Annotated in this window: 22 protein-coding genes and 1 other annotated feature (1 of these 23 running past the window's edge); all 22 genes read left to right on the top strand. The window is 35.4% G+C overall.

Annotation, left to right across the window (positions count from 1 at the left end):
• Positions 1–9: 9 nt before the first annotated feature.
• On the top strand, positions 10–1,089 hold the full coding sequence (gene murG, locus ACWG42_RS03310) for an undecaprenyldiphospho-muramoylpentapeptide beta-N-acetylglucosaminyltransferase (RefSeq protein WP_455790089.1): 1,080 nt from the start codon (positions 10–12) through the stop codon (positions 1,087–1,089).
• Between the two features lie 4 nt (positions 1,090–1,093).
• A complete protein-coding gene (gene murB / locus ACWG42_RS03305) occupies positions 1,094–1,996 on the top strand; it encodes a UDP-N-acetylmuramate dehydrogenase (RefSeq protein ID WP_455790088.1) in 903 nt (300 codons plus the stop codon).
• On the top strand, positions 1,984–2,763 hold the full coding sequence (locus ACWG42_RS03300) for a cell division protein FtsQ/DivIB (protein WP_455790087.1): 780 nt from the start codon (positions 1,984–1,986) through the stop codon (positions 2,761–2,763). Before murB ends, ACWG42_RS03300 begins: the two co-directional genes overlap by 13 nt.
• A 61-nt stretch (positions 2,764–2,824) precedes the next feature.
• On the top strand, positions 2,825–3,184 hold the full coding sequence (locus ACWG42_RS03295) for an Asp23/Gls24 family envelope stress response protein (RefSeq protein ID WP_455790086.1): 360 nt from the start codon (positions 2,825–2,827) through the stop codon (positions 3,182–3,184).
• A 12-nt stretch (positions 3,185–3,196) separates the two neighbouring features.
• Positions 3,197–4,828 carry a DAK2 domain-containing protein gene (locus tag ACWG42_RS03290; protein ID WP_455790085.1) on the top strand — a complete coding sequence of 544 codons (1,632 nt, stop codon included), beginning with the start codon at positions 3,197–3,199 and terminating at the stop codon, positions 4,826–4,828.
• 95 nt (positions 4,829–4,923) lie between these two features.
• Positions 4,924–5,715 carry a helix-turn-helix domain-containing protein gene (locus ACWG42_RS03285; RefSeq protein WP_455790084.1) on the top strand — a complete coding sequence of 264 codons (792 nt, stop codon included), beginning with the start codon at positions 4,924–4,926 and terminating at the stop codon, positions 5,713–5,715.
• A gap of 30 nt (positions 5,716–5,745) precedes the next feature.
• Positions 5,746–6,213, top strand: coding sequence for a VOC family protein (locus ACWG42_RS03280; protein WP_455790083.1), 468 nt, complete (start codon positions 5,746–5,748; stop codon positions 6,211–6,213).
• Between the two features lie 90 nt (positions 6,214–6,303).
• A complete protein-coding gene (locus ACWG42_RS03275) occupies positions 6,304–6,696 on the top strand; it encodes an SRPBCC family protein (RefSeq protein WP_455790082.1) in 393 nt (130 codons plus the stop codon).
• 98 nt (positions 6,697–6,794) lie between these two features.
• The gene (locus tag ACWG42_RS03270) at positions 6,795–7,166 is read left to right on the top strand and encodes a GntR family transcriptional regulator (protein ID WP_455790081.1); all 372 of its coding nucleotides are present in this window, start codon (positions 6,795–6,797) and stop codon (positions 7,164–7,166) included.
• A 3-nt stretch (positions 7,167–7,169) separates the two neighbouring features.
• On the top strand, positions 7,170–8,021 hold the full coding sequence (locus ACWG42_RS03265) for an ATP-binding cassette domain-containing protein (RefSeq protein ID WP_455790080.1): 852 nt from the start codon (positions 7,170–7,172) through the stop codon (positions 8,019–8,021).
• Complete coding sequence (locus tag ACWG42_RS03260) at positions 8,018–8,677, top strand: ABC-2 transporter permease (RefSeq protein ID WP_455790079.1); 660 nt, start codon at positions 8,018–8,020, stop codon at positions 8,675–8,677. The genes ACWG42_RS03265 and ACWG42_RS03260 overlap by 4 nt, the downstream gene beginning before the upstream one ends.
• Positions 8,678–8,734: 57 nt before the next feature.
• Positions 8,735–9,361 carry a hypothetical protein gene (locus ACWG42_RS03255; protein ID WP_455790078.1) on the top strand — a complete coding sequence of 209 codons (627 nt, stop codon included), beginning with the start codon at positions 8,735–8,737 and terminating at the stop codon, positions 9,359–9,361.
• Positions 9,362–10,042: 681 nt separating this feature from the next.
• Positions 10,043–11,056, top strand: a complete 1,014-nt coding sequence (hrcA, locus tag ACWG42_RS03250; protein ID WP_455790077.1) for a heat-inducible transcriptional repressor HrcA — start codon at positions 10,043–10,045, stop codon at positions 11,054–11,056.
• A 9-nt stretch (positions 11,057–11,065) separates the two neighbouring features.
• Positions 11,066–11,683 (top strand): nucleotide exchange factor GrpE, encoded by a 618-nt coding sequence (gene grpE, locus ACWG42_RS03245; RefSeq protein WP_455790076.1) that lies wholly within the window; start codon positions 11,066–11,068, stop codon positions 11,681–11,683.
• A gap of 17 nt (positions 11,684–11,700) precedes the next feature.
• Positions 11,701–13,509: a molecular chaperone DnaK gene (dnaK, locus tag ACWG42_RS03240; protein ID WP_455790075.1), complete on the top strand. Its 1,809-nt coding sequence runs from the start codon at positions 11,701–11,703 to the stop codon at positions 13,507–13,509.
• 100 nt (positions 13,510–13,609) lie between these two features.
• Positions 13,610–14,722 carry a molecular chaperone DnaJ gene (gene dnaJ / locus ACWG42_RS03235; protein WP_455790074.1) on the top strand — a complete coding sequence of 371 codons (1,113 nt, stop codon included), beginning with the start codon at positions 13,610–13,612 and terminating at the stop codon, positions 14,720–14,722.
• Between the two features lie 155 nt (positions 14,723–14,877).
• On the top strand, positions 14,878–15,699 hold the full coding sequence (locus ACWG42_RS03230) for a hypothetical protein (RefSeq protein WP_455790073.1): 822 nt from the start codon (positions 14,878–14,880) through the stop codon (positions 15,697–15,699).
• Between the two features lie 199 nt (positions 15,700–15,898).
• Entirely contained in the window at positions 15,899–17,671 is a 1,773-nt protein-coding gene (locus ACWG42_RS03225) for an NEAT domain-containing protein (RefSeq protein WP_455790072.1), read from the top strand.
• Positions 17,659–18,495, top strand: coding sequence for a heme-binding Shp domain-containing protein (locus tag ACWG42_RS03220; RefSeq protein ID WP_455790071.1), 837 nt, complete (start codon positions 17,659–17,661; stop codon positions 18,493–18,495). The genes ACWG42_RS03225 and ACWG42_RS03220 overlap by 13 nt, the downstream gene beginning before the upstream one ends.
• A complete protein-coding gene (gene isdE, locus ACWG42_RS03215; RefSeq protein ID WP_455790070.1) occupies positions 18,473–19,354 on the top strand; it encodes a heme ABC transporter substrate-binding protein IsdE in 882 nt (293 codons plus the stop codon). Before ACWG42_RS03220 ends, isdE begins: the two co-directional genes overlap by 23 nt.
• Positions 19,341–20,318: a FecCD family ABC transporter permease gene (locus ACWG42_RS03210; protein ID WP_455790069.1), complete on the top strand. Its 978-nt coding sequence runs from the start codon at positions 19,341–19,343 to the stop codon at positions 20,316–20,318. The genes isdE and ACWG42_RS03210 overlap by 14 nt, the downstream gene beginning before the upstream one ends.
• Positions 20,311–21,081: an ABC transporter ATP-binding protein gene (locus ACWG42_RS03205; RefSeq protein ID WP_455790068.1), complete on the top strand. Its 771-nt coding sequence runs from the start codon at positions 20,311–20,313 to the stop codon at positions 21,079–21,081. The genes ACWG42_RS03210 and ACWG42_RS03205 overlap by 8 nt, the downstream gene beginning before the upstream one ends.
• A 118-nt stretch (positions 21,082–21,199) precedes the next feature.
• Positions 21,200–21,293 (top strand) — a binding site (T-box leader) (it continues 153 nt past the right edge of the window).

Genomic DNA, 21,293 nt, shown 5'->3' with positions numbered 1-21,293 from the left:
AGTGATTTCATGAAAATGCTGATCGTCACTGGAGGAACTGGTGGTCATATCTACCCAGCTATCGCTTTAGCGGATGCTGCAAAACAGAGATATAAAAATATTGATATCCTGTTTGTAGGAAATGATGATCGAATGGAAGCGAGTGAAATCCCAGCACATGGCTATGCATTCAAAGGTTTGCATGCATGTGGATTGACTGGAAATGTATTTCATAAAGCGAAGGCGATTTTATTGATGATGAATGCATATCGTAAAACACTGCCTATAGTAAAAGAATTTCAACCAGATATTGTGATTGGGTTTGGTGGTTATGTAAGTGCGCCAGTAATGTTAGCGGCACATGCAAAACACATACCTACAATGATTCACGAACAAAATTCCATTGTTGGTGTTTCTAATAAAATGGTCGCAGATAAAATGGATGCGATTGTGATTTGTTATGAAAAATGCTTTGAAGAATTTGGAAGAGAAAAAACTAGATTATTAGGAAATCCAAGAGCCGGTAATGCGGTACAAAGCGTGTTTGATAAAGAATATTATGAATCGTTAGGGTTGTCGTTAGACAAACCATTGATTTTAGTTGTTATGGGTTCTTTAGGATCCACTTCTATCAATGCGATTATGAAAGATGTTTTACCACAGGTAAGTGATCAATATCAAATCTTATTTGTAACGGGAAAACAAAATTTACAAGATATAAAAAAACAAGTAACAGCAAAGCATGTAATTGTTGTGGATTATGTAAAGCAGTTGGATATTATGGCGCATGTGGATTTGATTATTTGTCGTGCTGGAGCAACCACTGCAGCAGAGATTACGGCACTAGGTACGCCTAGTATTTTAATCCCTAGTCCTTATGTAGCGCATAATCATCAGTTTTATAATGCTTCTGTATTGGTAGATAAAAAAGCTGCATTTATGATTGAAGAAAAAGATTTAAATGCGGAAACATTAAAGAAAAAGATTGACATGATTATGTCGAATGAACAATTGCGTAGTGAAATGAAACAACATGCACTAGAACTTGGAAAACCAAACGCATGCCAAGATATATTAGATTGGTGCGACGAAATGAAAAAGGTGAAATGAATTGATGAATATTGAGAAAAGACTACAACCATATGCGGATGTTGAATGTGATGTGCCGTTAAGTTCACGAACAACCTTTCGTATTGGTGGAAAATGTAAATATTTTATATATCCGAAAAATGAATTGAATTTACTTCGTATTTTGGATATCCTTGAAGAAGAAAATATCCCATGCCGTGTATTTGGTAAGGGTAGTAATATTTTATGTAGTGATGACGATTATGAAGGGGCAATTTTGTGCTTAGATCGTTATTTTACAGATTTCACATTTGAAGAGAGTGGGGAATGTGTGGTGCAAGCAGGAGCTAGCATCATTTTATTGGCGCATGAGGCAATGAAACACTCATTTAGTGGATTGGAATTCGCAAGTGGAATTCCTGGTACTATTGGTGGAGCTGTATTTATGAATGCTGGGGCATATAAGAGTGATATGTCTAAAATATTAAAAGAAGTATATGTGGTACAAGATAAAAATATCGTGACTATGGATGTGAAGGAACTTGCCTATAGTTATCGTCACTCTATTTTTCAATCCAATCGTGATTGGATTATTATTGGGTGTCGTATACAATTGCAGCAAGGAGATCAAAAAGAAATTCGTGACTTGATGGATTCTAGAAGAAAACGTCGTATGGAGTCACAGCCTTTGGATAAACCATGTGCTGGAAGTATGTTTCGTAATCCAGAAAAGTATCAGGCATGGGAGTTGATTGAGAAGATTGGATATCGTGGGAAACGTATTGGTGGAGCCATGGTTTCTGATAAACACGCAAACTTTGTGGTGAATGAAGATCACGCACGAGCAAGTGATGTGAAGGAACTTGTAGAACATATACAGCAGGAAGTAAGAGAGTGTTTCGATGTAGAATTGATAACGGAAGTTGAGCAATTTAATTGGAAGAAATAGAAGATATTCTATACGATGATGTCGAAGCCAAATATCTTGCCCTGCAAAACAAGAAGAAGAATCGAAAAAAGAAAAGAAGAAAAATTAAAGTATTTACCATGTTGATACTATTTGTATTTGGGTTTTTATACTTTAGTAGCGATTTATCAAAAGTAAAGTCATTGGATGTAAGTGGAAATGTATTCTATACAAAAGAGACGGTATTGAAGAAAGCACAGCTTTCTTATAATACCCGATACATAGTAATACCAAAGTTTTATATCGAATGGAAACTAGAACAAGATGAACTCATTGAAGATGTTCGTGTAAAGAAGAATTTAAATGGGGTCATTTCTATTCAAGTGAAAGAAAAGACAATTGTTGGATATTATATAGAAGATAGTAAAAACTATATTTTGATGAACGATGGTTCTAAGAAAGAAATAGAACAAGAATATTTGTCATCCATCGTAAACTTTCCTTTGATTGATGGATTTGATAATGCACAACGAAAGAAATTAGCCAAAGCATTTGGGGCTAAGAATGAAGTAAAGCCAGAAATATTACGTATGATTTCAGAAATCGTACCATATGCGACAAGTTATGATGCACATATGGCAAAGATTGTCATGCAAGATGGAAACGTAATTTATACATCGTATGAATCCATTCCACTTTTAAATAGTTATCTAGAAACCATTGTAAAGTTGAATAAAGATCATGCATGTTTATGGCCTGATATTAATACGGGAAGTATTCAATCTTCGGATTGTACCATAAAAGAATAATCACAGTATTGGATTTCCTTTTGTAATTTGGTATAATTAAAAAGATATAAGGAGGAATTTTATGTCAATCTCTAAAAGTACACAGTATGGTAATATAAATATTTCAATGGATGCGATTGCTTCTTTGGCAGGTGGAGTCGTAACAGAATGCTATGGTGTTGTTGGAATGGCATCTCAGAAATTCGTGAAAGATGGTATTGCGGAATTATTAAAGAAAGAGAACTATACAAAAGGTATCGTTGTACGTCAGGAAGAAGACGGCTTAGAACTTGATTTGTATGTGATTGTTTCACACGGTATTAAAATCAGCGAAGTTGTTCATGAAGTACAAGAACGAGTAAAATATATGTTAGAAAAATCTTTAGAACTGGAATTCAACAAAGTCAATGTGTTTGTCCAGGATGTGAAAGTCATTAAGTAGGTGTAATTGAAAATGGATATGATTAGTGGAAAACTGTTTAAGGATATGTTAGCAAGTGGTGCCAACAACTTGTCAAATAAGTTCAGTGAAATTGACGCATTGAATGTCTTCCCAGTACCAGATGGTGATACGGGGACAAACATGTCTTTAACCTTTAGTGCAGGTGTAAAAGATGCACTTGCATGTCATAGTGATGATGTGTGTGAAATTGCGAAGGTTCTTTCGAAAGGACTTTTAATGGGAGCTAGAGGAAACTCTGGGGTTATTACATCTCAGATTTTTAGAGGTCTTTATCAAGGTGTAGATGGTATGAAGGAAGTCAATGGCTTCCAATTAGCCAATGCTTTGGTAAGTGGATCACGTGTTGCCTATAAGGCAGTTATGCGTCCTGTAGAAGGTACCATTCTTACCGTAGTTCGTGAAGCAGCAGATTATACATATGCGTTTGCGAGCGGGAAAGAAGACGTCACTTGTTTAGAAGTTATGGAAAAGATGGTATTAGAATCTAAAGAAAGTTTAGAGCGTACACCAGATCTTCTACCAGTTCTAAAAGAAGTAGGCGTTGTAGATAGTGGTGGAGCTGGATTATTAACTATTTTTGAAGGTTTCCTTTCTGCTATGAAAGGGACTGTGATTGAAAAAGAAGATGCTAGCGAAAATAAAGAAGTTGCTGGTGCTGCGATGGAGAGTGAAGAATTTGGATATTGTACAGAATTCATCATTCGTTTATCAAGCAGTGGTATGCAACACTTTAAAGAAGAAGCATTAAAGAATTCATTGGCACGTATCGGTAATTCTATCGTATGTGTTCAAGATGATGATATCGTAAAAGTACATGTTCATACATTAACGCCTGGAGAAGCATTGAATCTAGGACAACGTTATGGTGAATTTGTGAAGTTAAAGATTGAAAACATGCAGGAACAACATGAGAATATCATGATGAATGCAAGTGTAGAAGCTGCACCAAAAGAAGAAAAACCAAAACAGAAGTACGCAATCATTACAGTTGCGGCTGGAGATGGTTTACGTGATATGTTTACAGAGTTACGTGCTGATTATGTAATCAGTGGTGGTCAAACAATGAATCCATCTACAGAGGACTTTGTAGAAGCCATTAACGAAGTGAATGCAGAAAACATCTTCATTCTTCCAAACAACTCTAATATTATCTTAGCGGCGCAACAAGCAGCTACGGTATGTGAAGATATGAACGTACATGTAATTCCAAGTAGAAGTATTCCTCAAGGATTATGCGCATGTATCAACTTCAATCCAGATGTTGACTTTGATATGAATCTTTCAGAAATGAACGATGCCTTATCTCTTGTGAAGACTGGACAAATTACGTATGCAATCAAAGATACAACATTCGAAGGCATGGAGATTAAAGCTGGAGATTATATGGGTATCAAAGAAAAAGATATTGTAATTTCGATTACAGACAAAATGGAAGCGACAAAACAATTGATTGATCAAATGGTCGATGAAGAAAGTGAAATCGTAACCTTAATCTATGGTGAAGATGTAAATGAAGAGGAAGCGAATGCCATTTCTTCCTATATCGAAGATAAGTTCGATGTAGAAGTAGAAATGAACAATGGTATGCAACCAGTATATTCCTTCATCATTGGAGTAGAGTAAAACGTAAAAAGTGCCTAACGGCGCTTTTTTATATGATTGAATTTTTATTTTCATGTATGATATGATACTAGAAACAAATATATTGGAGAAATTATATGAACGTAGATTGTAAAAAATATCCTACATTTGATATACATAAGGATACGCATTTATTTATAGAACCGCATCCAAAATTAAGCGATTGTATAGCACATTATACATATATGCAAGATCAATGTTTTGAACAAAATGCCAGTTTAACACTGGTTCCAGATGCAGCAGGTTGTTTGGTCTTACAAGATAGTGGGAATGGTCTTGAGTGTATGTTTTGGGGACCTACTACAAGAAGTGTAAAGGTACATGCAAATCCGAATCTTCATTTTCGCTTCTTTGTGGAATTTCACCCAACGGGTGCCTATGCATTGTTTCATCATGATTTGAACGCGTATATAAATATATTAGCGGATTTGAAGGAAGTGGATGAAACAGTGGAAACAAAGATGATAGAGGCATATCGTACGTCTTCGTATTTGCATACCTTTGTACAACGAGTGGATGAGATCTTTTTAGAACTATTACATAAGAATGAAGAAGAAGATAAAAAGCTAAAAGCTTTTGTATTACAGCCAAGTAAAATTGAGGGCATGGGGTATAGCAAGCGCCATGTTCAACGTTTATACCAAAAGCAACTTGGGTGTAGTCGAAAGGACTATCAACGCGTAGAACGTATCAATCAAGCAGTAAAACACCTTCAAGAAACAAGTGACAGTGTGGCAGTGGTTGCTCAAGCATGTGGGTATTATGATGAATCGCATTTTATTCATGATTTTAGTAGTGTGTTGGGTGTATCTCCAAAACAATACAAAGAAACTATGTCCGTTTTTTACAATGAAGAACGCAAGTTCTAAAGTATACTTTACTTACTGAAGGAGGTACTTATGAAATATCAAGGAATATGTATGGCATCAAGAGATTTAGAGAAGACAAAAGCATTTTATAAGAATTTGTTAGGCGCAAGAGTGATTCAAGATTTTGGTGAGAATATTACGTTAACAGGTGGGTATTCTTTTCAAATCTTACATAGTTGGATGAATTTTCTAGGAAAAGAAGAAAATGAAGTTGTGTTTGGTGGAAATACACAAGAACTTTATTTTGAACATGATGATTTAGAAGAAATCATGGATAAGATAAAACAGTATCAAGTAGAATGTATCCATGGGATACAAGAACACTCTTGGGGACAAAGAGGAATTCGTTTCTATGATCCAGATAAACACATCATTGAAGTAAGTGAAAGTATGTCTTGTATGGTAAAACGAATGAAACAACAAGGAATGAATGAACAAGAAATTCATCAAAAGACGGGATTATCCGTTGCCATGGTAAAACGATTTTTAAGTAAATAGTAAAAAAGCTAGATTTCATAGCTTTTTTTTAGATATGATACAGGTTGTCATATCGGGTGTGCTATACTTTCTAAAAAGAGGAGGAGGTTCATGACAACAGCAACCATAGAATTTGAGATAGAGAAAAGTGTAGAGGAAGTATGGAACGTAATAACGGATTTACAGCAGTATGAATGGCGAAGTGATATCCTTCAAATTAAAATTCTTGATGATAAAACCTTCATAGAAGTATCCAAAGATGATATTGAAACGACATTTACCATTACTACTTTTGAAGTGGGTAAGCGTTATGCCTTCGATATTGATAATAAAAATATGAAAGGGCATTGGATAGGTTTGTTTGAGAAAACAAATAAGGGAACCAAAGTAATCTTTGAAGAACAAGTAGAAGTAAAACATGCGATTATGAAATTGTTTGTGAAGAAATTTCTTACCAAACAACAAACAACATATGTAAATGATTTGAGAAATGTATGGAAATAGGATATCAAGCGTATTCTATTTTTTTTGAAATAAACAGTATATAACAGTTGACAACAGTTATATACTGTTATATACTGTTTATAGAGCAGGAGGAGATTATGAAAATAATTATCAGTAATGCATCCATGGTACCAATCTATGAACAAATCATGGATCAAATAAAGAGTGCCATTGTAAAAGGGGATACATCCTTTGAAGAAGCGCTCCCATCTGTTCGCTCACTGGCAAAAGATCTTAAAATCAGTGCATTGACAGTAAAGAAAGCCTATGACAATCTTGAACGTGAAGGTTTCATCGTTACCATACATGGGAAAGGTAGCTTTATCGCGAATACAAATGCAGATTTATTGTTAGAGGAGCAGAAAAAAGAAGTAGAAGCTGATTTGGAAAAGGCCGTCCAAAAGGCGAAACAATGTGGAATGAGTCTTCAAGAAATTCAAGATTTAATTACACTTATTATGGAGGGATAACTTATGATGCTGGAAATGAAAGATGTTAGAAAACAATACGATCGATTTTTGTTAGATTGTACTTTACGAATAGAAGAGGGGCGCGTTGTAGGCCTTGTTGGTCAAAATGGAGCAGGTAAGACAACTACATTTAAAGCGATGCTTAATCTTATTGATATTGATGCAGGTACCATTTCCTTATTTGGTAAAGCACATGATCAATTAAGTGTAGAAGATAAGATGAAGATAGGCGTTGTGTTAAGTGATGCAGGATTTTCAGAATATCTGAATGTAAAAGGTGTTCTATCCATTGTACGTAACTTATATAAGAACTTTAATGAAACTGAATTTTTAAAGAAGTGTGCAACTTTTCAAATACCGATGGATAAAAAAATAAAAGATTTCTCTACAGGGATGAAGGCAAAATTAAAATTGATTGTGGCAATGAGTCATGATGCGAAAGTATTGATTTTAGATGAACCTACAGCTGGTTTGGATGTCATTGCACGTGATGAATTATTAGATATGTTACGAGGGTATATGGAAGATGAAACACATTCCATCTTGATCAGTTCTCATATTTCATCTGATTTAGAAAGCTTATGTGATGACTTCTATATGATTCATAATGGAAAGATTGTACTACACGAAGATACAGATGTACTCTTAAGTGACTATGGAATTTTAAAAGTAAGCGAAAAACAATTTCAAACATTAGAAAAACAATATATTCTAAAAGTAAAAGAAGAATCATTTGGATATCGTTGTTTAACGAAAGAAAAACAGTTCTTTATGGATAATTACCCAGATATCGTTGTGGAAAAAGGAACGATGGATGAAATGATTTTAATGATGGTGAAAGGAGACTCTATATGAAAGGTTTACTCATAAAAGATTTTCAAGTATTACGTACCAATCGACAATTGTTAATCGTTGTACTCGCAATGTTTGTATTCTTTGGTTTAACCCAAGAGGGTGCTAATGTCTTTATGGTGAGTTATGTGACCGTGGTATCAGGCATGTTGGTTATGAGTACCATTTCTTATGATGAACTCGATCATGGATACTCCTTCTTATTTACACTTCCTATCACACGTTCTTTATATGTACGTGAGAAATACTTGTTTGGATGTATCTTGTCATTCAGTGGATGGTTATTATCTTCTCTTGTATCCACTGGATTATATATGGCACGCTCTTCTGTTATCAATTGGTCCCAATGGGGATTTACGCTAGGTGCTTTTATCTTCATCATCTTCATTCTATTAAGCGTGATGTTGCCAGTACAACTAAAGTTTGGTGGAGAGAAAGGAAGAATTGCCCTAATTGGTATGATTGCAGGAGCATTTGCGGTAGGTGCACTTGTGATAACGGCGGCAAAATACTTCAACATTGATTTTACTTCTTTGTATCAAATGGTAGAATCCATGGGTTCGCTAGGTATTGTGGCGGTAATGGTTGTGGTAACATTGGCAATTGTGGCGGTATCTTATCGCATTTCTTTAAACATAATGAACAAAAAACAATTCTAAGACATATACGATACCTCATAAAGTATGCTATAATAGCACTACTTGTGAGGTATTTTTATGGAACATGAACAATTAGAAGAAGTTAGCTTAAACTGGAGAAAAGAAGTACAAGAAATCTACGCTTCCTTTGATGCATCAAAACAAGTTTTATCCGATGCCAAGAAAGAACAATTGCGTACATTATTGGAAAATCGTGAAGCTGAAGTAAGTATCGATGAATATGTAAATATCATGTATATGGAAGGCAAAACATACGAGAGTGAAGGCAATCGCAATGCAGCAAGATATTGTGCTATGCGTATTTTATGGATGAAAGAATGTTACGAAAAGCCAAAGAAGAAAAGACCTAGGTTTTTAGATATGCATCCTTATACCTTCCGTGATGAAGTAGTAGCGTTTGTTCGTGAATATACAGATTTTCTAACAGAAACATACGCAAATATCAATCGCAAATTACTTATTATCAGTGGACTTCTATTAGTTGTAGTGATTGCGATATTATTCTTTGTGTTGCAGGTGAATATTCTTCTAGCAATCGTCGAGGGAATCGGACTATGTGCATTGAATTTCTGGTTACAGAAAAGAAAGCTTCCAGAGATGTTTCAAAAGAATCAAACCAATGTGATTGAAAAATATATCGATGCGGATCTTTTAGAATTCGATCGTTCATATCGAGTATTTTAAATATATGGTATACTGTCATTGTTATCATAAGTCTACATAGGGTGTTGAAAACTTTGTTCATAATATTCAGTTAAAGGAGATCGTATGGAAACTTTAAGTAAAACTTTTAAATATAAATATGAAATTGCTCTCATAACATTACATATTTTTATCACTTCATATTGTGTCTTTAGTAACCAAATGCAAGTTCAATATACGATGGCGTTTATCATGGTATTTGTCCTCTTTTTCCTAATACATAAGAACTATGTAAATGCAAAACTATACGCTATTAGTATCATTTGTTTACTTCTAGGTTTTGTTTGTCTTCTTTGTCTTTTAAATAACAAAGCTTATGTGGAGGTAATCAACGCATATTGTACACATTTGTTTTTACTTTATACAAGCATTTATATAAGGAATAGAATGTCTAAATTTTAAATAACAGATGTCAGGAATATCTTGATTGTAGTTTTATCTGAGAATATTAATAGAATAGATAGGCTATACGGTAATGTTTGGAAGTTCATTATACTAGCAAATAAAGGATTCATTCTTATACAAAATAGGAATGGGTCCTTTCTACATTATGGAAAATGATGTTAATTTGATGTTTTTAGCACTAAAGTGTTGACAGTGCTAAAAAACTGTCATATACTATTAGCAGACATAGAGGATGAGTGCTAGAAAGGAGTGAATGGAATGTTAACAAACCGTCAGACATTGATTTTTAAAGCCATCGTTGATGAGTTCACGAGAACGGCAGAACCCGTTGGTTCCAAGTCCTTGATGGATATGTTAGATTTTGTTTGCTCAAGTGCTACGATTCGTAATGAAATGGCAGCGTTAGAAGAACTAGGGTTGCTAGAAAAGACCCATACATCAAGTGGTCGTATCCCAAGTAGCAAGGGATATCGCTTCTATGTTGAACATCTAATGGAGAAGCAACTAGACGATACCGTTAAGAATTCTTTAACGCAAATCTTCAGTGAGCGTCATTACTCCATAGAGGAAATCGTCAAGAAGAGTTGTGATATACTTTCTCAGATGACATCCTTAACATCCATTGTATTAGGTCCTGAAAGTCGTACCCAAACCTTACAGCATATTCAATTGTTCCCTTTGAGCGAAAGAAGTGCTGTGGCAGTCTTTATCACAGACCATGGGCATACGGAGAACAAGACATTTAACTTTAATACAGATGTTGGTGTAGAGGATATCAAAACTTGTTGTAACTTATTGAACGATAAGTTAGCAGGAACCCCAATCAATGAAATTGTAGTACGTATGAATGAGATTGAGCCATTGCTTGCATCTCATGTAGCTCGTCATGAAGTGTTATTTGAAGCCTTTGTGAACGCATTTATGCGATTTGCGACAAACAATGTGTATTGTAGCGGTCAATCCAACATGCTCTATCAACCGGAATTTGCGGATATAGAGAAGTTAAAGGAATTGATGAAAATGCTAGAAGATAGTTCTTTGTTTCGTCAGATTGCGAATCATGAAGGAAACATGGCAATTGAAATTGGTGGAGAACATGAACTTATTCAAGTCAACAATGTGGCGGTCATTTCTTCGAAGTTCAAAATCAATGATGATGAACAAGGGGAGCTAATGATTGTTGGACCTACTCGCATGCAATACAACCGTGTGGTTGCGTTGATGGAGTATATGAGTAAAGTAATTGAAGATATGTATAGGAATGAACGATAGGAGGTCAACATGCAGGACGAAAAAGATGTAGTAGAAAAAGAAACATGTGATTGTGAATGCAATGAAGAAGTTGTTAATGAAGAAAACAAAGAAGTAGAACAGGCAGAGGCTTCCAAAGAAAGCAAGGAAGATAAAAAATCTAGTAAGTTTGGTAAGAAAAAGAAAATTGAAGAATTAGAAGAAGAAATTATAAAATTAAAAGAAGAAATCGCCGCTAGTAAGAATGCTTATTTCAAAGCATATGCAGATGCGGAAAACTTGAAGAAACGTTTACAAAGTGAAGCAGACAATGTTCGTAAATATCGTATTCAAGGATTTGCTTCTGAAGTATTACCAATTATTGATAACCTAGAGCGTGCGCTTAATGTAAAGAGCGAAGATGAAGCATTAAAAAACTATGTAAAAGGGTTTGAAATGATTTATCAGCAGTTGATCGCCGTACTAGATAAAGAAGGCGTTAAAGAAATTGAAGCGTTGAATCAACCATTTGATCCAAACATCCATCAAGCATTGATGCAAGAAACGATAGAAGGTGTGGAATCAGGAATTGTTGTGGAAGTGCTTCAAAAAGGATATATGTTAAAAGATCGCGTATTACGCGCTACACTTGTAAAAGTAAGTGAATAAAATAGGAGGAAATGAACATGAGTAAAATTATTGGTATTGACTTAGGTACAACAAACAGTTGTGTGTCTGTAATGGATGGTGGAGAATGTAAAGTAATTACAAATCCAGAAGGAAATCGTACAACTCCATCTGTTGTGGCTTACAAAAACGGTGAAAGAATCGTTGGTGACGCTGCAAAACGTCAGGTAGTAACAAACAAAAACACAGTAAGTTCTATCAAACGTTTAATTGGTACAAATGACAAAGTAGAAATGGAAGGGAAACAATACACTCCTCAAGAAATTTCTGCAATGATTCTTCAATATTTAAAAGGTTATGCAGAAGATTATTTAGGTGAAAAAGTTGAAAAAGCAGTTATTACAGTACCTGCATACTTCAACGATGCACAGCGTCAAGCTACAAAAGATGCTGGTAAAATCGCTGGATTAGAAGTAGAACGTATCATCAATGAACCAACAGCTGCAGCACTTGCTTATGGTATTGATAAAACAGATAAAGAACAAAAAGTTCTTGTATATGACTTAGGTGGAGGAACATTTGACGTTTCTATCCTTGAGTTGGCAGATGGTACATTTGAAGTATTATCTACAAACGGAGATACAAAACTTGGTGGAGATGACTTCGATAATGTGATCGTTGATTGGATGGTAGATACATTCAAGAAAGAACAAGGTTTTGATTTACGTAAAGATACAATGGCAATGCAACGTTTAAAAGAAGCTGGAGAAAAAGCGAAAAAAGATTTAAGTGGTGTTGTTCAAACACAGATTAGTTTACCATTTATCTCTGCAGGTGCAGATGGACCTCTTCACTTTGAAGCAACTTTAACACGTGCTAAATTTGATGAAATGACAAAGACATTAGTAGAACGCACAATGGAACCAGTACGTAATGCATTACGTGATGCTGGTCTTACAAAAAATGATATTCACCAAGTATTATTAGTAGGTGGATCTACTCGTATCCCTGCTGTTCAAGAAGCAGTGAAGAGTGTATTAGGAAAAGAACCAAACCGTTCTGTAAATCCTGATGAAGTAGTAGCAATGGGTGCAGCAATTCAGGGTGGAGTTATCCAAGGAGATGTAAAAGACGTATTATTGTTAGACGTTACTCCATTGAGCTTAGGTATTGAAACAATGGGTGGAGTTATGACAGTATTGATTCCACGTAATACAACTATCCCAACAAGTAAATCACAAGTGTTCTCAACTGCAGCTGATAACCAGCCAGCAGTAGATATCCGTGTATTACAGGGTGAACGTCCAATGGCAAACGACAACAAAGAATTAGGTATGTTTAAATTGGATGGTATTGCGCCAGCACGTCGTGGTGTACCTCAAATCGAAGTTACCTTCGATATTGACGTTAATGGTATCGTACATGTTTCCGCAAAAGATAAAGGAACTGGTAAAGAACAATCTATTACAATTCAAAATACAAGTGGATTAAGTGATGAAGAAATCGATCGTATGGTTCGTGAAGCTGAGGAACACAAAGCGGAAGATGAACAACGTAAAGAAGAAATCGATTTGCGTAACCGTGCAGAAGGATTCATTGCACAGATTGACGGTATGTTAGCAGATAGCGGAGATAAGATTGATGCTGCTCAGAAAGAAGAAACTCAGAAACTTCGTGATGATCTTCAGAAAGCATTAGATGACAACGATATGGCTAGTGTAAAAGAGAAATTAGATGCTCTTGAAAAAGCTGCTCAGGCTGCAAGTGCTCAAATGTACCAACAACAACAAGCTGGTGGTGCTGATGCAGGTGCAACTGGAGCAAATGACGATAACGTTGTAGATGCAGAATTCGAAGAAAAGAACTAATTAACATAACGACAAAACAAGTGCATGCGCTTGTTTTGTCTGTTGCATAGTATTGTGTTTTCTAAGGGAAGACAAGTATGAAGAATTCATTAGGAAGGTGATGACATTGGAAAAAAGAGATTATTATGAAGTCCTTGGTCTACAAAAAGGGGCCAGTGACGATGAAATAAAAAAAGCATATCGTAAGATGGCCAAGAAATATCACCCAGACATTAATAAAGATCCAGGGGCAGAAGAAAAATTTAAGGAAATCAACGAAGCAAACGAAGTATTAAGTGATCCCCAAAAGAAAGCTACCTATGACCAATTTGGTCATGCTGGCATGGATGGTGCTGGTGGTTTTGGCGGAGGACAAGGCTTCGGTGGATTTGATGACCTTGGAGATATTTTCGGTTCTTTCTTTGGCGGTGGTTTTGGTGGTGGTTCATCTCGTCGTCAAAGCAATGGTCCACGTAAAGGAAATGATCGTTTTATGCAGATGCGCATTGATTTTATGGATGCCATCTTTGGTAAAACAGAAACAGTTACTATTGATGTAGACGAACAATGTGATGAATGTATGGGAAGTGGAGCAAAATCCAAGTCCGATATTAAATCATGTTCACGTTGTAATGGTACAGGAAGTGTCACAACACAACAACGTACTCCATTTGGTGTATTCCAATCACAAAGTGTATGTCCAGAATGTAATGGTAGTGGAAAGACAATTGTGAACAAATGTCCAAAATGCCATGGCAAAGGATATGAACATAAACGTGTAAAACTAGATATTAAGATTCCTGCTGGAATTCAATCTGGTCAACAGGTGAGAGTACAAAACAAAGGAGAACGCGGTGTCAATGGTGGTGCTAATGGAGATTTGTACATCGAAGTTTTAGTCACAAGACATAAACAATTTGTACGTGATGGAAACGATATTCGTATTTCCATTCCATTGAGTGTTATTGATGCAGTGTTAGGATGTAAAGTAGATGTTCCTACGGTATATGGAGATGTAGAATTGTCCATACCAGCAGGTACACAACACGGGCAATTGTTCCGCTTAAAAGGAAAAGGTGTAAAAACAACACGTGGTCAAGGTGATCAATATGTTGAAGTACAACTTGAAATTCCTACGAAGATTAGCAAAGAAGAACGTGAACTTTACGAAAAGATTAAAAAGAAACAAGAACACGAATCCCCATTTGATAAATTTAAGAAAGCGTTTAAGTAGAGGATAAGACATCTTTATTAGGAAGGTGTCTTTTTTTTCTTAATCGAAATATTCTTTTGTAAAGTTCATAAATACAACGATTTGTTAAAAAAGTGTTGAAATTCTTTTTCAAACAGTTATGATAGTTAGTGTAAACTAACTTCAAGGAGATTGCTATGCGACTTACACAAGAGAAATTAAACTATTTACTGTACATAAACCAGCATCAGCACACGATTTATACGATGACAGATATTGCAGGAAGATTAGGGATAAACAAATCAACGCTCAGTAAAGTACTGAGTAGTTTCTACCAAGAGGGGTATATGGTGGAAAAAGGAAAGATACAACTTTCAAAAGAAGGATTGGCATTGGCGAAAACTTGGCAAGAGGAAATTGACAACATTACCAAATGGCTTTTGGAAACCACAGCTATCACATTGGCCGAAGCAAAACAAGAAGCACTGAGTTTTGCGTTACATATGTCGCAACATACAAAGGAAAGCTTATTGAAAGTGAATGAAATGCATAACTTTCTATATGTGCTAGAAGATGTAAAAATGATATATGGGGAAATGATGAGCATGCACATTAAGGATGGTGAATATCCCTTTAGTTTTACATTGTACAAGGATCAAGTAGAAAATCGTTTGGAAATTTCAATGTCAAATGAAGCATTTTATCATCCTGGGGTGTTGAAAATAGAAGAAGGAAAAGGATTTTTAGTTTTACATTATCATGAGATAGAGGTACGCTCTAAGCATGGGAAAACAGTAGTTAAAGGGACACTAGAACATCTTCAATATGATAATGGACTAACCTATATGGATGCGAAACCTTGGAAAGATAGCTTCTTAATTCCAATTGCTGGAATTGAATTTTATCATAGTAAACAGGAACGTATACTACAAGGACATTTAAAGTTAAAGATGAAAGTAAGTGTAAAAACGAACGAAATGCCAGAAAGTATTGCATTACTTGCGATTATTTTCAAATAATGTTTCCACTATGGAAACATTTTTAAATATATAGCAGAATAGATAAAATCAAGTAAAATTAGTCAAGGCTAATAAAAATGTATTTTGAAAGCATCGAAATGTTTCTATGGGGGCAACCATTTTGCTTGTTGCATAATCCTCTGTATTTGATATGATATTTACTATAGTTAGATTAAACTAACTTATATAGGAGGATATTATGAATTATAAATTTACGAAGATTGCTTTGGCTTCGACCATGGTATTTGGAATGCAGTTTACAAACATATCACAACTTTTTGCGGCAGATCATACTGCTGTTACGAGTACTGTCTCAAATACACAATCGATGAAAGTAAAGGCATCATTAAAAAATGCTACAAATATTGCGAATAATTCGATGGCTTCGGGTGCTTTGATGAGTGAAGCAACGCTAGAAATAGTAGATGATAAAATGTACGCAACAATCGAATTTCAAACATTGAAAATTGGTAACATTGAAGGAAATGCCACAAAGGTAAAGTATTATCCTGGAGCACTTGCGAATAAGGATGCAGTGACACCGGCAGAAAGTGATGTTACACTCCGTACACTTGCGGATGGGTCGAAGGTTGAAAAAACAGTGAGAATACCAGTAATAGCGAATGAGACTGGTAGCTATGGAACTTATCTTAATATTACGATTTCACCCCTTGATATGGCTCAAGATGCATATGTAGAAATTGATGTACAGGCAAGTTTGAAAGAACAATTAGTGAGTAAGATTACGAATGCTAAAACATATAAAGCTGATGCATATACGCAGGATTCTTTCGCTAGTTTACAAACAGCAATTATAGAAGCACAAGGTGCGATAGATGATGATGCTGAAGTAAATGCATTACAGGATGCTATGAATGCACTTGATAATGCAATAGCAGGGTTAGTAAAAATAGAAGAACCTGTGGATTTAGCGGATGGAACATATCGTGTTCCAGTCAATGTATTAAAGATTGATGGAGTTAATCAATCAATGGCTGCAAGTGCTGTTAAGGGTGCGAGTATTACAGTAAAAAACAATGAAATAGTTGTAGATTTAGAATTAGGTGCTGTGAGTGCTTATGGACAGACAGCTTATATTGAGCGCTTAGATGTTGAAAATACTACAAGCATGAGTCGTAGTGTGAGTACTTGGGAAACAGCAGAAGTGACAAAAAATGATGCTGAAGGACATGTGCGTGGAGTACGTTTTACATTAAGTGAAAATCTTGAAAATACAAATGTGAAATTTTATTACGGAGGAAGTGAGATAGGGTCAGATGCAATTCTTTACTTGGGCTTAAATGACGCTGAAAAACAAGTAACAAGTGTGTTCGAGAGTGATGGAACTTATGAAGTAAACGTAGCGTTATGGAATGCAACAAGTGATCAAGCTTCTATGGCCGCTTCAGCAATCAGTGAAAAAGCAACCATTACTGTAGAAAATGGAAAAGCTATGATGTATGTAACATCTAAGAAAATGATGATGGGTTCAATTACAGCTTACTTACAAGAGTTAAAAGTGAATAATGGTACAGAGTATATAAATGCAAAAATCTTTATGAAGGATAGTAATCATAATCCAACCATCTTCTCTTTCGATTTACCAAGTGAGGATGCCATGTTAGATGTGAAGGTAAATCCAATGGTTGCGTTAATGGGGAACAGTGATATCCCAGCACGCTTGAAAGTGGATTATACAACACTTGAAAAAGTATCCAATGATATCAAAAAGCCTTCACAAAGTGTTGCGCCTGATGCATCACCAGAGAAAACACCAAATGCAACACCAGAAGTGAAACCAACGGATACAACTACTCCAAATGTGAGTGAAACAATAAAAAAAGAAGCATCACCTAAAACTGGAGATACTACAAGACTTGGATTATATGGAGGATTATTATTCACAAGTATTGCAGGGATTTTCTTAGCAGGGGTTTTCTTCATTAAGAAAAAGAAGCTATGTCGTTCATAAAAAAAATTAGTTTCTTATGCGTTGCAGCTTTCCTAGTGTGTATGCAATATGAGCCGATAACGGCAACGAGTGATGGAGCATATGTAATAACATGCTCCTCTTCGTATGTAAATCCTCTGACTGGAGCCACAGAAGATGGTGGTTCCAATATTGAACTAGGAAATAGCATGGTTTCTAGTATCGTGGAGTCACACGCTTTAGTAGAACAAACGCAAGGTGCACTTTATGTAACCGTTGGTCTTGGATTGGCTTCTAATGTTTCAAATGTACGTTTCCAATTAATGAATAGCGATGGAACTCGTTCTAGTGTGAGTGGTGTGATTACAGGGAGTTCGCAAGCGAATGGAGATACAGTGAATCATTATCGTATCCAGGTGAGTGCATTAACCCAATATATCAGTCCTATTATATATGTTGGACCTATGGGTCGTGACGTACAATTCTTTATTCAAATGAATCCTAACACGTTAACAGCAGGTACAGGTATCTATAATAGCCATATGATTACAAGCACAACCCCTTCACCAACCGAGAATACGCAACCTTCAACCGCTACAAAAGAAGAAACAAAAGAGGAAAGCAAAGAAGAAATTGCAGATAAAAATGTAGATACAGAAGAAAAAAACAGAGAAACGACAAAGAAGAATACCCAAACTTCTTCAACAGTAACAAAACAATCACTTTTTAAAGATGTAAAAGGATTGTCTTCACATCCAATACAAGAAGAACGTTCTAACATATGGCTCTACACAAGTATTGGAGTACTATTCGTTTTGATTATAGCAGGAGGTAGTTTCTATTATGTTAAAAAAATTAAGAAGTAGCCTGTTGTGTGGAGCATCCCTTCTCCTATTATGTGGATGTGTCAGTCAAAATCAAAAAAGCATATCAAGTGAAAAGATAGTGGTGACATCAGTAAGTATTGCGGAAATTTTAAATGCATTGGAGGTGGACACAAAGCAAATTGTAGGTGTACCATCGAGTGATACTTACGAATTACCCAAAGCATATCAAAATATCAAAACAATAGGGACTCCAATGTCTCCAGATATGGAAATCATAGCACAATTATCCCCATCACTTATATTAAGTCCTAATTCATTGGAAGATGATTTAGCAAAAAAATATGAAAAAGCAGGCTTTCGTTCTTCGTTCCTTAATATGAAAAGTGTAACAGGAATGTATAAGAGTATCGAAGAATTAGGAACTTTGTTAGATAAAGAAAGCCAAGCAAAAAAATTGGTGAATGAATTTGTCACCTATATGAAAGAATATAAAGCAACAAATCAAGAGAAGACACAACCAAAAGTGTTGATTTTAATGGGACTTCCAGGCAGTTATGTAGTTGCGACATCTTCTAGTTATGTAGGAGATCTTGTGAAACTTGCTGGTGGAGAAAACGTTTATGGAGATGGAGATGGAAAAGACTTTTTGAATGTAAACCCAGAAGATATGTTAAAGAAACAACCGGATATGATTTTACGAACATCTCACGCAATGCCAGATCAAGTGAAGGAAATGTTTGCGAAGGAATTTAGTGAAAATGATATTTGGAGTCAATTTGATGCTGTCCAAAAGAATAAAGTTTATGATTTGCATCATGAAAACTTTGGGATGAGTGCAAACTTCAATTATCAAACAGCATTGAAGGAATTGGAAGGTATTTTATATGGGGATGATTAAACAACATCCCCGACTTTTCTTGTTGGGTTTATTTCTGATTTTAGGTCTCTGTTTTTTTGTGTCTATTAATGTGGGAAGTATTAAAGTAAGTCCTGTGGATTTATTGAAAGGTCTTTTCATAGAATATAATAAAGATGTTGCCAGTATTTATAATATCCGTTTTCCAAGAGTATTTGTAAGTATGTTGACTGGGGCAGCACTTGCTCTTTCGGGTTTATATTTACAAGTTGTTTTGAAAAATCCACTTGCAGATCCAAGTATTATTGGAATATCTTCTGGGGCATCCTTAGTCTCATCACTTATCATCTTGTGGTTACCACAACTCTATTTCTTTACGCCTGTATTTGCCTTTGTAGGAGGATTGACAACATTTGCTATTATTTACTCCCTTTCGTGGAAATCAGGCTTACAAGTCACTAGAATATTGCTGATAGGAGTAGCGTTAAACTATACGTTATCGGCAATTTCGCAGTTTGTAGTTTCATCGTCCTCCACCATTTCATCACAGGGAAGTGGACAGATGACCTTTATGACATGGAAGGATGTTTCACCACTTGCTATCTATTTGATACCCTTGTTGATTCTATCATTGTTTCTGTTTAAAGCTTGTGATTTGATGGGATTAGAAGATAAAACGCTTTTATCACTAGGGATAAATGTAAACGTGTATCGTTTGTTGTTGTCCTCACTTGCTGTATTCTTGTGTAGTATTAGTGTTTCAATAGCTGGTGTCATCAGTTTTGTAGGTTTGATTGTTCCACATATTGCACGTTTATTTGTTGGAAATCAACATCGCTATCTATTGCCAGTAACACTTGTATTAGGGGCGATTCTACTGTTGTGTGCAGATACCCTTGGTCGCGTCTTATTGGCACCTTATGAAATTTCTAGTGCGATCATGATGGCAGTACTAGGAGGACCCTTATTTATTATTTTATTAAAACGAGGTATGCAAGATGATTGAACTAAAACAACTTGATTTCTCTTATACGAATCAACCATTTATGAAGAATGTATCCATTCAATTCATAAAAGGACATTTAACTTCCATCATTGGCGCAAATGGGAGTGGAAAATCTACACTTTTGATGTTAATGAGTAAGATTCTTCATGAACAAAGTGGGGAAGTGTTCATCGAAGGAAAAGACATTCAAACATATACATTAAAAGATTTCGCAAAACAAGTAGCAGTTGTACATCAAAAAAATAATATGCAAAATGATGCGAAAGTAGAAACCCTAGTTGGATATGGAAGATTACCATATCTATCCTATATGCAACGCTTATCAAGTAATGACTACGAAATTATAGAATGGGCACTTGAAGTAACTGGTCTACTACAATTACGTCATGCGAATTTTAAAACATTATCTGGTGGACAACAACAAAGAGTTTGGATCGCAATGGCACTTGCACAAAAAACACCAATTTTATTGTTGGATGAACCAACAACATACTTAGATATTAAATATCAAGTAGAAATATTAAACCTGATAAAAAAAATAAACAAAGAGTATCATATGACAATCGTAATGGTACATCATGATATTAATCAAGCGTTACATTATAGCGATGATATTATCGCTATGAGACAAGGAAAAATTCTTTTTCATGGACCTGCGCATGATGTTATTCATGAAACATCGCTACGAGCTGTTTATGATTGTGAGTTCCAAATGATAGAACACGAAGGACATAAAATTGTTTTGAATGTTGCGATTACATAATGTTCATTCTGTATACGTATTTATTTTGTTATGAAAATAGTTTCAAAAAAACAATCTGAAAACATGACTCAAATGGATTGACTTTTTATATGAGATACTATAAACTTATGAATAAGAACAAAAAGCAATGATCGGGACTATCCTGTATTCCGCTGGTGTAGAGAGCTGTCGTGTGGTGAAAGACAGTGCAGAGAATAAGGGAAACTCACCCG

The organism is Amedibacillus sp. YH-ame10, from assembly GCF_053848885.1.
This window is presented reverse-complemented; position numbering and strand designations above follow the sequence as displayed.

What these genes read in the sequence shown, in the direction of transcription:
- ACWG42_RS03285 (WP_455790084.1), top strand. Translation starts at nt 4,924, where the DNA reads ATGAACGTAGATTGTAAAAAATATCCTACATTTGATATACATAAGGAT.
- grpE (WP_455790076.1), top strand. Translation starts at nt 11,066, where the DNA reads ATGCAGGACGAAAAAGATGTAGTAGAAAAAGAAACATGTGATTGTGAA.
- ACWG42_RS03290 (WP_455790085.1), top strand. Translation starts at nt 3,197, where the DNA reads ATGGATATGATTAGTGGAAAACTGTTTAAGGATATGTTAGCAAGTGGT.
- ACWG42_RS03260 (WP_455790079.1), top strand. Translation starts at nt 8,018, where the DNA reads ATGAAAGGTTTACTCATAAAAGATTTTCAAGTATTACGTACCAATCGA.
- murB (WP_455790088.1), top strand. Translation starts at nt 1,094, where the DNA reads ATGAATATTGAGAAAAGACTACAACCATATGCGGATGTTGAATGTGAT.
- ACWG42_RS03265 (WP_455790080.1), top strand. Translation starts at nt 7,170, where the DNA reads ATGATGCTGGAAATGAAAGATGTTAGAAAACAATACGATCGATTTTTG.
- ACWG42_RS03275 (WP_455790082.1), top strand. Translation starts at nt 6,304, where the DNA reads ATGACAACAGCAACCATAGAATTTGAGATAGAGAAAAGTGTAGAGGAA.
- ACWG42_RS03280 (WP_455790083.1), top strand. Translation starts at nt 5,746, where the DNA reads ATGAAATATCAAGGAATATGTATGGCATCAAGAGATTTAGAGAAGACA.
- dnaJ (WP_455790074.1), top strand. Translation starts at nt 13,610, where the DNA reads ATGACATTGGAAAAAAGAGATTATTATGAAGTCCTTGGTCTACAAAAA.
- ACWG42_RS03270 (WP_455790081.1), top strand. Translation starts at nt 6,795, where the DNA reads ATGAAAATAATTATCAGTAATGCATCCATGGTACCAATCTATGAACAA.
- ACWG42_RS03255 (WP_455790078.1), top strand. Translation starts at nt 8,735, where the DNA reads ATGGAACATGAACAATTAGAAGAAGTTAGCTTAAACTGGAGAAAAGAA.
- ACWG42_RS03205 (WP_455790068.1), top strand. Translation starts at nt 20,311, where the DNA reads ATGATTGAACTAAAACAACTTGATTTCTCTTATACGAATCAACCATTT.
- hrcA (WP_455790077.1), top strand. Translation starts at nt 10,043, where the DNA reads ATGTTAACAAACCGTCAGACATTGATTTTTAAAGCCATCGTTGATGAG.
- ACWG42_RS03225 (WP_455790072.1), top strand. Translation starts at nt 15,899, where the DNA reads ATGAATTATAAATTTACGAAGATTGCTTTGGCTTCGACCATGGTATTT.
- isdE (WP_455790070.1), top strand. Translation starts at nt 18,473, where the DNA reads ATGTTAAAAAAATTAAGAAGTAGCCTGTTGTGTGGAGCATCCCTTCTC.
- ACWG42_RS03295 (WP_455790086.1), top strand. Translation starts at nt 2,825, where the DNA reads ATGTCAATCTCTAAAAGTACACAGTATGGTAATATAAATATTTCAATG.
- ACWG42_RS03230 (WP_455790073.1), top strand. Translation starts at nt 14,878, where the DNA reads ATGCGACTTACACAAGAGAAATTAAACTATTTACTGTACATAAACCAG.
- ACWG42_RS03220 (WP_455790071.1), top strand. Translation starts at nt 17,659, where the DNA reads ATGTCGTTCATAAAAAAAATTAGTTTCTTATGCGTTGCAGCTTTCCTA.
- ACWG42_RS03210 (WP_455790069.1), top strand. Translation starts at nt 19,341, where the DNA reads ATGGGGATGATTAAACAACATCCCCGACTTTTCTTGTTGGGTTTATTT.
- murG (WP_455790089.1), top strand. Translation starts at nt 10, where the DNA reads ATGAAAATGCTGATCGTCACTGGAGGAACTGGTGGTCATATCTACCCA.
- dnaK (WP_455790075.1), top strand. Translation starts at nt 11,701, where the DNA reads ATGAGTAAAATTATTGGTATTGACTTAGGTACAACAAACAGTTGTGTG.